Annotated in this window: 10 protein-coding genes; all 10 read left to right on the top strand. The window is 70.4% G+C overall.

The window, feature by feature from the left end:
• Positions 1 to 28 precede the first annotated feature (28 nt).
• Positions 29 to 2,650 carry a valine--tRNA ligase gene (locus MHW47_RS05765; protein ID WP_239221528.1) on the top strand — a complete coding sequence of 874 codons (2,622 nt, stop codon included), beginning with the start codon at positions 29 to 31 and terminating at the stop codon, positions 2,648 to 2,650.
• Positions 2,651 to 2,761: 111 nt separating this feature from the next.
• On the top strand, positions 2,762 to 4,282 hold the full coding sequence (locus MHW47_RS05770) for a folylpolyglutamate synthase/dihydrofolate synthase family protein (protein ID WP_239221529.1): 1,521 nt from the start codon (positions 2,762 to 2,764) through the stop codon (positions 4,280 to 4,282).
• Positions 4,283 to 4,285: 3 nt separating this feature from the next.
• On the top strand, positions 4,286 to 4,645 hold the full coding sequence (locus MHW47_RS05775) for a DUF4233 domain-containing protein (RefSeq protein WP_239221530.1): 360 nt from the start codon (positions 4,286 to 4,288) through the stop codon (positions 4,643 to 4,645).
• Between the two features lie 96 nt (positions 4,646 to 4,741).
• Positions 4,742 to 5,155, top strand: coding sequence for a nucleoside-diphosphate kinase (gene ndk / locus MHW47_RS05780; RefSeq protein WP_239221531.1), 414 nt, complete (start codon positions 4,742 to 4,744; stop codon positions 5,153 to 5,155).
• 294 nt (positions 5,156 to 5,449) lie between these two features.
• Positions 5,450 to 6,469 (top strand): rod shape-determining protein, encoded by a 1,020-nt coding sequence (locus tag MHW47_RS05785; protein WP_239221532.1) that lies wholly within the window; start codon positions 5,450 to 5,452, stop codon positions 6,467 to 6,469.
• Positions 6,470 to 6,567: 98 nt separating this feature from the next.
• Positions 6,568 to 7,596 (top strand): rod shape-determining protein MreC, encoded by a 1,029-nt coding sequence (gene mreC / locus MHW47_RS05790; protein WP_239221533.1) that lies wholly within the window; start codon positions 6,568 to 6,570, stop codon positions 7,594 to 7,596.
• Between the two features lie 11 nt (positions 7,597 to 7,607).
• A complete protein-coding gene (mreD, locus tag MHW47_RS05795) occupies positions 7,608 to 8,273 on the top strand; it encodes a rod shape-determining protein MreD (protein ID WP_239221534.1) in 666 nt (221 codons plus the stop codon).
• Positions 8,274 to 8,331: 58 nt separating this feature from the next.
• Positions 8,332 to 10,497 carry a penicillin-binding protein 2 gene (mrdA, locus tag MHW47_RS05800; RefSeq protein ID WP_239221535.1) on the top strand — a complete coding sequence of 722 codons (2,166 nt, stop codon included), beginning with the start codon at positions 8,332 to 8,334 and terminating at the stop codon, positions 10,495 to 10,497.
• Entirely contained in the window at positions 10,497 to 11,687 is a 1,191-nt protein-coding gene (gene rodA, locus MHW47_RS05805) for a rod shape-determining protein RodA (RefSeq protein ID WP_239221536.1), read from the top strand. Before mrdA ends, rodA begins: the two co-directional genes overlap by 1 nt.
• A 34-nt stretch (positions 11,688 to 11,721) precedes the next feature.
• The coding region (locus tag MHW47_RS05810; RefSeq protein ID WP_239221537.1) for a CYTH domain-containing protein at positions 11,722 to 12,450 on the top strand (729 nt) is incomplete at its 3' end.

The following is a 12,450-nucleotide window of genomic DNA, read 5'->3' on the forward strand; positions in this document are numbered from 1 at the left end:
ACTCCTGTGACGGCTCTAAACTGTCCGCGTGACCGAGAATCCAACGCAGCAGCCAGCCAGCAACCCCGAACTGCCGACCCAGTACACGCCGGCCGAGGTAGAGGGGAAGCTGTACGAGCGCTGGGTAGAGCGCGGTTACTTCCAAGCGGACGCGAAGAGTGAGAAGCCGCCGTTCACCATCGTGATCCCGCCGCCCAACGTCACCGGGGCGCTGCACCTGGGGCACGCTTTCCAGGTGACGCTCATGGACGCCCTCACGCGCCGCAAGCGCATGCAGGGCTACGAGACGCTGTGGCTGCCGGGCATGGACCACGCGGGCATCGCCACGCAGAACAAGGTCGAACAACAACTCGCCGAGGAAGGCAAGTCCCGGCACGACATCGGCCGTGAGGCCTTCGTCGCCAAGACCTGGCAGTGGAAGGAAGAGTACGGCGGCCGTATTCTCGGCCAGCTGCGCCGTCTCGGAGCCGGCCTGGACTGGTCGCGTGAGCGGTTCACCATGGACGAGGGTCTCTCCGAGGCCGTCCAGACGATCTTCAAGAACCTGTACGACGACGGACTGATCTACCGCGCCGAGCGCATCATCAACTGGTGTCCGCGCTGTCTGACCGCGATCTCCGACATCGAGGTCGACTACCAGGACGACGACGGTGAGCTGGTCTCGCTGAAGTACGGCGAGGGTGACGAGACCGTCGTCGTCGCGACCACCCGTGTCGAGACGATGCTGGGTGACACCGCCGTCGCGGTCCACCCCGACGACGAACGGTACGCACATCTCATCGGCAAGCGCATCAAGCTGCCGCTGACCGACCGCACCATCCCGGTCGTCGCCGACACCCACGTCGACCCCGAGTTCGGGACCGGCGCCGTCAAGGTGACTCCGGCCCACGACCCGAACGACTTCGCCATCGGGCAGCGGCACGGGCTCGAGATGCTGACCATCATGGACGAGCGGGCCATCATCACGGTCCCTGGCCCGTTCGAGGGGCTCGACCGTTTCGAGGCCCGTTCCGCCATCGTCGAGGCCATGCGCGACCAGGGCCGTGTGGTCGCCGAGAAGCGCCCGTACACCCATGCCGTCGGACACTGCTCCCGCTGCAAGACGACCGTGGAGCCGCGACTGTCCCTCCAGTGGTGGGTCAAGGTCGAAACCCTTGCCGCGGCCGCCGGAGACGCGGTCCGCGACGGCCGGGTCGCCCTCCATCCCAAGGAGATGGAGAAGCGGTACTTCGATTGGGTGGACAACCTCAACGACTGGTGCATCTCGCGTCAGCTGTGGTGGGGCCACCGCATTCCGGTCTGGTACGGCCCCGAGGGCGAGGTCGTCTGCGTCGGACCCGGCGAGCAGCCCCCGAGCGGCGAGGGCTGGATCCAGGACGAGGACGTCCTCGACACCTGGTTCTCCTCCGGCCTGTGGCCCTTCTCCACCCTGGGCTGGCCCGAGAAGACGCCGGACCTGGCGAAGTTCTACCCGACCGACGTCCTGCTCACCGGCCACGACATCATCTTCTTCTGGGTCGTCCGGATGATGATGTTCGGTTTGTACGCGATGGACGGGGAGGTCCCGTTCAAGACGGTCGCGCTGACCGGTCTCGTGCGTGACGAGTTCGGCAAGAAGATGTCGAAGTCCAACCCCAACGCCGTGGACCCGATCGACTGGATGGACGCGTACGGTTCCGACGCCGTCCGATTCACCCTGGCCAACGGCGCCAATCCGGGCGCGGACGTGCCGATCGGCGAGGACTGGGTCAAGGCGTCCCGCAACTTCGCGAACAAGATCTGGAACGCGACCCGCTTCGCGCTGATGAACGGTGCCACCGTTGAGGGCGCCCTGCCGTCCGCCGAGGAGATGTCGGCGGCCGACCGGTGGATTCTCTCGCGCCTCAACAAGGTCGTCGCCCAGGCCGACGCGTACTACGACGACTTCCAGTTCGCCAAGCTGGCCGATGTCCTCTACCACTTCGCGTGGGACGAGGTCTTCGACTGGTACGTCGAGCTCTCGAAGACCACGTTCTTCGCGGGCGGCGACGCGGCCAGGGTCTCGGCGCGCGTGCTCGGCGAGGTCCTCGACAAGCTGCTGCGCCTGCTGCACCCCGTCGTCCCCTTCGTCACCGAGACCCTCTGGACCGCGCTCACCGGCGGCGAGTCCCTCGTCATCGCCGACTGGCCGCAGGACTCGGGCTTCCGCGACGACGCCGCCGAGCAGGAGATCGAGCTCGTCCAGCAGGTCGTCACCGAGGTCCGCCGCTTCCGCTCCGACCAGGGGCTCCAGCCCGGCCAGAAGGTTCCGGCCGAGCTGACCCTGACCGGTACCCCGCTCGCCCCGCACGAGACGGCCATGCGGCAGCTGCTCCGGCTCCAGCCCGCCGGGGACGGCTTCCAGGCCACCGCGTCGCTGCCCGTCGCCGGGGCCACCGTCGCGCTCGACCTGTCGGGCACGATCGACGTGGCCGCCGAGCGCAAGCGGCTGACGAAGGACCTGGCCGCCGCCGAGAAGGAGGTCGCCCAGGCGACGGCCAAGCTCGGCAACCAGGCGTTCCTGGCCAAGGCCCCGGACAACGTGGTCGACAAGATCCGCGGCCGGCTCGCCAAGGCCGAGGCCGACGTCGAGCGGATCACCGGCCAGCTGGCGGGCCTGCCGCAGGCCTGACCTCGTACCAGCACGCCGGGAGGCCCCCGAACCAGTCGGTTCGGGGGCCTCCCGGCCACTGGCCGCGGGCGGCTGCGTGCGATGTCCGGGGCCATCCGTAGACTGGGGCCCGTGAGTGAGCCCCGCCCCGACCGGCCCGACGCGTCCGACTCCGACGACACCTTCGCGGAGATCGTCGACGAAGCGACCCAGCGCGACCCCGACCTGGCGGTGATCGAGGCCGGCAGCCGTACGCTGCGTGCCGCCTCGGGGCCGCCGCCCGGTGACGAGGTCCCCACCCGCCCCGCCGACCCGGAGGTCGACAAGGCGCTGCGCGGCGTGGAGCAGGAGCTGGCCGGGCGCTGGGGCGAGACCAAGCTGGAGCCCTCCGTCACCCGCATCGCCGCCCTGATGGACGTCCTGGGCGACCCGCAGCGCGCGTACCCCTCGATCCACATCACCGGCACCAACGGCAAGACGAGCACCGCCCGCATGGTCGAGGCCCTGCTCGGCGCCTTCGACCTGCGCACCGGCCGCTACACCTCGCCGCACGTCCAGTCGATCACCGAGCGGATCAGCCTGGACGGCGCCCCCATCGACGCCGAGCGGTTCGTCTCCACGTACGAGGACGTCAAGCCGTACGTCGAGATGGTGGACGCCCAGCAGCCCTACCGGCTGTCCTTCTTCGAGGTGCTGACGGGCATGGCGTACGCGGCCTTCGCCGACGCGCCGGTCGACGTCGCCGTCGTCGAGGTCGGCATGGGCGGCACCTGGGACGCGACCAACGTCATCGACGCCCAGGTCGCCGTCGTCACCCCGATCTCGCTCGACCACACCGACCGCCTGGGCTCCACGCCGGGCGAGATCGCGACGGAGAAGTCCGGGATCATCAAGCAGGGCGCCACGGTCATCCTCGCCCAGCAGCCGGTGGACGCCGCCCAGGTCATGCTCAAGAAGGCCGTCGAGGTGGACGCCACCGTGGCCCGCGAGGGCATGGAGTTCGGCGTGGTCTCCCGCGAGATCGCGGTCGGCGGCCAGCTGCTGACGCTGCGCGGCCTCGGCGGCGAGTACACCGACGTCTTCCTCCCGCTGTACGGCGCCCACCAGGCGCACAACGCGGTGGTCGCGCTCTGCGCCGTCGAGGCGTTCTTCGGCGTCGGCGCCGAGCAGGCCGGCTCGCTCGACCCGGACATCGTGCGCGCGGCGTTCGCCACGGTGCGCTCGCCCGGCCGGCTGGAGGTCGTGCGCTCCAGCCCGACCGTCGTCCTGGACGCCGCGCACAACCCGGCCGGCGCCCGCGCCACCGCCGAGGGGATCTCCGAGGCGTTCGGCTTCTCCCGGCTGATCGGCGTCGTCGGCGTCAGCGGCGACAAGGACGTGCGGGGCCTGCTGGAGGCGTTCGAGCCGATCTTCGCCGAGATCGTCGTCACCCAGAACTCCACCGAGCGCGCCATGGACGCCGACGCCCTCGCCGCCCTCGCCGTCGAGGTCTTCGGCCACGACCGCGTGCAGGTCGAACCCCGGCTCGACGACGCCCTGGAGGCGGCGATCACCCTGGCCGAGGAAGAGGACGAGTACGCGGGCGCCGGAGTCCTGGTGACCGGCTCGGTGATCACGGCCGGCGAGGCCCGGCTGCTCCTGGGAAGGCGCTGACCCATGCGCACGCTCTGTGCTTCCACGCTGATCGGCGAGTTCTTCGTGATCGGGTTCGCCGGTCTCGTCGCGATGAAGTCGGACGACCTGACGAGCGCCACGGTCTGGACGGTGTGCGGCATCGGGATGCTGTTCTCCGTGCTGCTCTGCGGCATGATCACCCGTCCTGGCGGGGTGCAGCTCGGCTGGGTGCTCCAGGTCGCGCTGCTCGCGAGCGGCCTGGTGATCCCGACGATGTACATCCTGGGCCTCGCCTTCGGGGCGCTGTGGTGGGCCTCGGTGCACTACGGCCGCCGGATCGACGAGGTGAAGGCCCGGTGGGCGGCGGCCCAGGCCGAGGCGGGGACGTCCGCCGGCGGCTGAATCCCGCCCCCCACCACGGCAAACCCGGCCGCGGCGCCGCCGCCCGGCCCCTGTAGGGTCGCCTCACCGCACCCCGATGCCTCCAAGGAGCCGCAGATGACCCAGCGCACCCTCGTTCTTCTCAAGCCCGACGCCGTCCGTCGCGGTCTGGTCGGCGAGATCGTCGGCCGCATCGAGCGCAAGGCCGGCTGGAAGATCACGGCGCTGGAGCTGCGTACCCTGGACCGCGCCACGCTGGAGCAGCACTACGCGGAGCATGTGGGCCGCCCGTTCTACGAGCCCCTCATGGAGTTCATGCAGTCCGGCCCGGCCGTCGCGCTGGTGGTCGAGGGCGAGCGGGTCATCGAGGGCGTCCGCGCCCTGGCCGGCCCCACCGACCCGATCGCCGCCGCACCGGGCTCCATCCGCGGCGACTTCGGCACGATCACCCGGGAGAACCTCATCCACGCATCGGACTCCGAGGAGTCCGCGGAGCGGGAAATGAAGCTGTTCTTTCCGGGTCTTTCCTGAATCGCAGTCAGCCGAACAGCGCTCATGACCTGGGGCGACCGAATTAATTCGGTCGCCCTTCGGCATAGGGTGTCCGATCGCGGGAACGCATCCCCCCGACGTAACGTCACCATGAGTGGAACGGCCACCCGTTCTGCCCAGCAGGGCGGCGTACCCTCGCGCCGTGGCGCTGCAACCGGCACTACGATGGAACCTTCCACGCCCGCAGCGCCCATCCCGCCCACCGAAAACAAGCCACCCGAGCTTTCCCTCGGGAAGGCCCGACGCATCCTCATGGGGAACAAGGGGAACTCAATGTCGTTCATCGGCCGTGACATGGCTATCGACCTCGGGACTGCCAACACGCTGGTGTACGTCAGGGGGCGCGGCATCGTCCTGAACGAGCCGTCCGTCGTGGCCATCAACACCAACACCGGCGGAATTCTGGCGGTCGGTGCCGAGGCAAAGAAGATGATCGGCCGTACTCCCGGCAACATCGTCGCCGTACGGCCGCTCAAGGACGGTGTGATCGCCGACTTCGAGATCACCGAGCGGATGCTCCGCTACTTCATCCTGAAGATCCACAAGCGCCGCTACCTGGCCCGCCCGCGGGTCGTGGTGTGTGTGCCCTCCGGCATCACCGGGGTCGAGCGCCGCGCCGTGATCGAGGCGTCCACGCAGGCCGGCGCCCGCCAGGTGCACATCATCGAGGAGCCCATGGCGGCGGCCATCGGGTCCGGACTGCCGGTCCACGAGGCCACCGGCAACATGGTCGTGGACATCGGCGGCGGCACCACCGAGGTCGCCGTCATCTCGCTGGGCGGAATCGTCACCGCGCAGTCGATCCGGGTGGCCGGCGACGAGCTGGACAACGCGATCATCCAGCACATCAAGAAGGAGTACTCGCTCCTCCTGGGCGAGCGCAGCGCCGAACAGATCAAGATCACCATCGGCTCGGCCTACGACCTGGAGAAGGACGAGCACACCGAGATCCGCGGCCGCGACCTCGTCTCGGGCCTGCCCAAGACCGTCGTCATCTCGGCCGCCGAGGTCCGCAAGGCCATCGAGGAACCGGTCAACGCGATCGTGGACGCGGTCAAGACGACGCTCGACAAGTGCCCGCCGGAGCTGTCCGGCGACGTCATGGACCGCGGCATCGTCCTCACCGGCGGCGGCGCGCTGCTGCGCGGACTCGACGAGCGGCTGCGCAACGAGACCGGCATGCCGATCCACATCGCCGAGGACCCGCTGGACTCGGTGGCGCTCGGCTCCGGCAAGTGCGTCGAGGAGTTCGAGGCGCTCCAGCAGGTGCTGGACGCCCAGCCCCGACGGTAGTAAGCCCACGGCCCTCCGCGCGGACGCTGCCGCCCCGCGCGGAGGAACGTTGATATACAGGCACGAACATTCCTACGAGGAAGGCACGGCCGCCGCACGTGAGGGACACACGAGAGAGCCGGCTGCTCCTGGTGCTGCTGATCGTCATCGCGTTCGCACTGATCACGGTGGACATCCGGGGCGGTGAGGGCTCACCGGTGGACGGCGCCCGGCAGGCCGCCGCCACGGTGTTCGGACCCGTGGAGAACGGCGTGGCGTCGGCGGTCGACCCGGTGGGCAACGCCATAGGGGCGGTCCGCGCCTCCGGCTCCCGGCACGACAAGATCGCCGCCCTGGAGAAGGAGAACGCCGAGCTGAAGGCCAGTCTCGGCAGCGACGACCGCAACCGCAGCCGGGTCCGCCAGCTCGACGCGATGCTCAAGAAGTCGGCCACCGGCCAGTACGGCATCAAGGCGGCCGAGGTCATCGCCATAGGAGCGGCCCAGGGCTTCTCCTGGACGGTCACCATCGACGCCGGCTCCAAGGACGGCGTCAAGCGCGACATGACCGTCCTCAACGGGGACGGGCTCGTCGGCCGCGTCACCACGGTCGGCCCGGACACCGCCACGGTGCTCCTCGCCAACGACCCCGACTTCACCGTGGGCACCCGGATGGAGGCGACCGACGAACTCGGCTTCGCGACCGGACAGGGCACCCGCCCGCTGGCGGTGCAGTTCCTGAACGGCAAGGCCCGGGTCAAGAAGGGCGACCGGCTCGTCACCTTCGGCTCCAGCAAGGACAAGCCGTTCGTGCCCGGCGTCCCGGTCGGCGAGGTCGTCCGGGTGGACCCCTCCGGCGGCGACCTCACCCGCACCGTCTACGTCCGCCCCTACGTCTCCTTCACCAAGCTCGACATCGTCGGCATCGTCGTCCAGGCCCCGCGCGCGGACCCCCGCGACATGGTCCTGCCGAAGAAGCCGAAGGCGCCCGCCAAGCCGAAGCCCACCCCGACCGTCACCGTCACCATCTCGCCCAACGGCGACATCGTGGACACCGAGGGCAACGTGGTCGGCAACGTCCACGAGAGCCCCGACCCCAGCGGCAACGCCACCCCGGACGCCGGCGACGCGGCCAACGAACAGAGGTAGAGCTGATTCCCATGCACCTCAACCGGACCCTGCTCTCCCTCGTTCTGGTCGTCTTCGCCCTGGTCGTCCAGGTGTCCGTGCTGGCCCGGCTCCAGCTCCCCGGCGCCGTGCCCGACCTGCTGCTCATGGTCGTCCTCGGCCTGGCCTTCGTGTACGGACACGTCGCCGGCGCCCTCATCGGCTTCGGCGCCGGACTGCTCGCCGACCTGGCGCCCCCGGCCGACCACGCCGCCGGCCGCTACGCCCTGGTGCTGTGCGTCATCGGCTACCTCGCGGGCCTGGCCCGGCCGGAGAACGGGCAGCTCAAGTCCGCGTTCCTGCCGATGGCGGTGGTCGTCGCGGCGGCGATCGGCACCACCCTGCTGTACGCGGGCGTCGGTGCGCTCGTCGGCGACACGGCGGCCCGCCACGTCGGCCTGGGCAGCCTGCTGTTCACGGCCGCCGTGTACGACCTGCTGCTCGCGCCGTTCACCGTGCCGCTGATCATGGCGCTCGCCAGACGTACGGTGAACGACCCCGTCGCCGAGTCCTCGGCCGGCCACGGCGACGTGGCGGCCGGCTGGCTGGCCTCGGGCACCGGGCTGCGGATCGGCAGCCAGCGCGGCGGACTGCGCGTGAAGGCGGCCCGCAACCGGGCGGCCCGCGCCGGACGGATCAAGGGAGTCAAGCGACTGTGAGGCTGCGACACTCCGGGCCGCACGCGCCCGCGCCCCGCACCACCACCGGGGGTGCCCCGTGAGCAACATCCCCGAGACCGGCCGGACCCAGCGCGTCCGCATCCGGCTCGTCGTCATCCAGGTCCTCGTCTTCTCGCTGCTCCTCACCCTGGGCGGGCGCCTCTGGTACCTCCAGATCCGCAACGGCCAGGAGTACTCCGACGAGGCGAAGAACAACCACGTCCAGCAGGTCGTCCAGCCCGCCGCCCGCGGCTCCATCCTCGACGCGCGCGGCGTGCCCCTCGCCGACAACGAGACCCGGCTCGTGGTCTCCGCCAGCCGCACCGAGCTGATGAAGATGGACGACGACGGCAAGGCCGTGCTGACCCGGCTCGCCGACGTGCTCGACATGAAGCCGAAGGACGTCTTCGACAAGGTCCGGCTCTGCGACGCCAAGACCCCGCAGCCCTGCTGGAACGGTTCCCCCTACCAGCCGATCCCGGTCACCGACGAGGCCACCACCCAGCAGGCCCTGACGATCCGCGAGCGCGCCGAGGACTTCCCCGGCATCACCGCCGAGCCCACCGCCGTCCGCCGCTACCCGGCCCCCGGCAAGGCCAACACCGCCCAGGTCCTCGGCTACCTCTCGCCCGTCACCGACGAGGAGATCACCAAGGCCCAGGACAGCGACTCGCCCTACCTGCGCTCCGACATGGTCGGCCGCTCCGGCCTGGAGCGCACGTACGACAAGGAGCTGCGCGGCAAGGCCGGCGTCACCCGCTACGAGGTCGACAACCTGGGCCGGGTCATCGGCCAGGCCAAGAACGACGAGGCGGAGGCCGGCTCCAGCGTCGTCACCTCCATCGACGCCCGCGTCCAGGCCGTCGCCGAGTACGAACTCAACGACGCGATGAAGAAGGCGCGCCTGGAGTTCGACCGCAACACCGGCGAGAACTACAAGGCGGACTCCGGCGCGGTCGTCGTCATGGAGGCCAAGACGGGCCGGGTCGTTGCCATGGCGTCCCTGCCCAACTACGACCCCAACGCCTGGGTCGGCGGCATCTCCGCCAAGGACTACGCCAAGCTCACCGGCAAGAAGTCCAACTTCCCGCTGCTGAACCGGGCCATCCAGGGCCAGGCCGCGCCCGGCTCCATCTTCAAGGTCATCTCGTCGACCGCGGCCGTCAACGCCGGCTACCCCTTCGACGGCCACTACCCCTGCCCCAGCTCCTACTCCATCGGCGGGCAGACCTTCACCAACTTCGAGTCCCAGGGCTACGGCGACATCACCATCGGCCGCGCCCTGGAGGTCTCCTGCGACACCGTGTACTACGGCATCGCGCACAAGGAGTGGCTCAAGGACGGCGGGAACAACCCCAAGAAGCACCCCAAGGACTGGTTCTACAAGACCGCCCACCAGTTCGGCCTCGGCAAGACGACCGGCATCGACCTCCCCAACGAGGTCAGCGGCCGCGTCCCGGACCGCGAGTGGAAGAAGAACTTCGCCAAGGCCAACCACGACGCCTGGTGCAAGCAGGGCAAGAAGGGCGGCACCTACGTCGAGCAGATCGCCTACGAGAACTGCCTCGAAGGCGACCGCATGCGCGCCGGTGACTCCGTCAACTACTCGATCGGCCAGGGCGACACCCTCGTCACCCCGATCCAGATGGCGACCATCTACGCGGCCATCTCCAACGGCGGCACGCTGTACGACCCCACCGTCGGCAAGGCGATCGTCAGCCCCGACGGCAAGGACGTGCGGATGATCGAGCCCACGTCGCACGGCAAGCTGCCGTTCGACAAGAAGACGCGCAACCAGATAGACGAAGCCCTCGCGGGAGTCGCGACCCGCGGTTCGGCCGCCTGGCGATTCGGCGGCTGGCCGCAGGACAAGATCCCGATGCACGCCAAGACGGGCACCGCCGAGGTCTACGGCAAGCAGACGACCTCCTGGTTCGCCACGTACACCAAGGACTACTCGATCGTCATGACGATCTCCCAGGGCGGTACGGGTTCCGGCGCGTCCGGGCCCGCCGTCCGCAACATCTACAACGCGCTGTACGGCCTCGACGCCACCGGCAAGCAGGACCTCAAGAAGGCCCTCCTGCCCGCGCCCCAGAAGGGCCTGCCCGACATCCGGACGGACGGCACCATCGAGTCCCCGACCATCAGGCCCTACAACCCGGCGTCCCAGAAGCCGGCCGCCGAGCAGACGCTCGCCGCGCTCGTGGGGAGGCGCGACTGATGGCCGGCTTCTCCGTCCAGCGCTACGCCCCCGAGCAGTCCGCGTGGGGCAGGCTCACGGCACGGGACTCCATGGTGCGCCGGCTCGACTGGCCGCTCCTCGGCTCCGCGGTCGCGCTCTCCTTCATCGGCTCGCTGCTGGTCTGGTCGGCGACCAGGGGACGCGACTCGCTGACCCACGGCGACCCGTACTACTTCCTGCTCCGGCACGCCCTCAACACCGGCATCGGCATCGCGCTGATGATCGGCACCATCTGGCTCGGCCACCGCACCCTGCGCGGCGCGGTCCCGGTCCTGTACGGCCTGTCCGTGGTGCTGGTGCTGGTCGTCCTCACCCCGCTGGGCGCCACGGTCAACGGCGCCCACGCCTGGATCCTGCTGCCCGGCGGGTTCTCCCTCCAGCCCTCCGAGTTCACCAAGATCACCATCATCCTGGGCATGGCGATGCTCCTGGCCGCCCGGGTGGACGCGGGCGACCAGCTCCACCCCGACCACCGCACCGTGGCCAAGGCGCTCGGGCTCGCCGCGCTCCCGATGGCGATCGTCATGGGGATGCCGGACCTCGGCTCCGTCATGGTCATGGTCGTCATCGTGCTCGGCGTGCTCCTGGCCTCCGGCGCGTCCAACCGCTGGATCTTCGGGCTCCTGGGCGCGGGCGTCGCCGGGGCGGTCGCCGTCTGGCAGCTCGGGCTCCTGGACGACTACCAGATCGCCCGGTTCGCCGCCTTCGCCAACCCGGCGCTCGACCCGGTCGGCGTCGGCTACAACACCAACCAGGCGCGCATCGCGATCGGCTCCGGCGGCCTGTACGGCACCGGCCTCTTCCAGGGCACCCAGACCACCGGGCAGTTCGTCCCCGAACAGCAGACCGACTTCGTCTTCACGGTCGCCGGCGAGGAACTGGGCTTCCTCGGCGCCGGCCTCATCCTCGTCCTGCTCGGCGTCGTCCTGTGGCGCGCCTGCCGCATCGCCCGCGAGACCACCGAGCTGTACGGCACGGTCGTCGCCGCCGGCATCATCGCCTGGTTCGCCTTCCAGTCCTTCGAGAACATCGGCATGACGCTCGGCATCATGCCGGTCGCCGGACTCCCGCTCCCGTTCGTCTCCTACGGCGGCTCCTCGATGTTCGCCGTCTGGGTGGCCATCGGCCTGCTCCAGTCGATCCGGGTGCAACGGCCGATAACGGCCTGACCCCCGGCGCCCGCTCCCGCGTTAGATTCGGTACATGGCCGACTCCAAGCGCGAGATCGAGCGGAAGTACGACGCCACGGACGCCACCCGGCTCCCGGACCTGGACCGGGTGGCCGGGGTCGGGTCCGTCGCCCACGAGGGCGTCACCGAGCTGGACGCCGTCTACTACGACACCGAGGACCTGCGCCTGGCCGCCGCCGGGGTCACCCTGCGCCGCCGCACCGGCGGGGCCGACGCCGGCTGGCACCTCAAACTCCCCGTCGCCGCGCACGTCCGCGACGAGGTCCGCGCCCCGCTCTCCGACGCCCCGCCGGACCACCTCACCGCCCTGATCCGCTCCCGCACCCTGGACGCCCCCGTCGTCCCCGTGGTCCGCCTGGTCTCCGCCCGCGACGTGCACGTCCTCACCGCCCCGGACGGCACCGCGCTGGCCGAGCTGAGCGTGGACGAGGTCGTCGCGGAGCGCCTGCACGGCGGCGACCGGACCGCCGCCTGGACCGAGATCGAGGTCGAACTGGCCGACGACGGCGACCCCGCGTTCCTCGACACCGTCGGCCGCGTGCTGGAGGAGCACGGCATCCGGCCCTCCGCCGCCCCCTCCAAGCTCGCCCGCGCGCTGGGGGAGACGGCGCCCGCCGGCACCCCGCCCCGAACGCCCGCACCGGCGGAGCCGCGCACCGCGGGCGACCACGTCCTCGGCTACGTACGCCGCCAGGCCGAGGCGATCGCCGCGCTCGACCCGGCCGTGCGCCGGGAGCTGCCC

It is taken from the genome of Streptomyces sp. OfavH-34-F (genome assembly GCF_022347745.1).
In the GTDB taxonomy this organism is placed as follows: Bacteria; Actinomycetota; Actinomycetes; order Streptomycetales; family Streptomycetaceae; genus Streptomyces.

Bases quoted from the DNA above. Each gene is read 5' to 3' on its own strand.
- rodA (WP_239221536.1), top strand. From the start codon at position 10,497: ATGGCCGGCTTCTCCGTCCAGCGCTACGCCCCCGAGCAGTCCGCGTGG.
- MHW47_RS05785 (WP_239221532.1), top strand. From the start codon at position 5,450: ATGTCGTTCATCGGCCGTGACATGGCTATCGACCTCGGGACTGCCAAC.
- mreD (WP_239221534.1), top strand. From the start codon at position 7,608: ATGCACCTCAACCGGACCCTGCTCTCCCTCGTTCTGGTCGTCTTCGCC.
- MHW47_RS05775 (WP_239221530.1), top strand. From the start codon at position 4,286: ATGCGCACGCTCTGTGCTTCCACGCTGATCGGCGAGTTCTTCGTGATC.
- ndk (WP_239221531.1), top strand. From the start codon at position 4,742: ATGACCCAGCGCACCCTCGTTCTTCTCAAGCCCGACGCCGTCCGTCGC.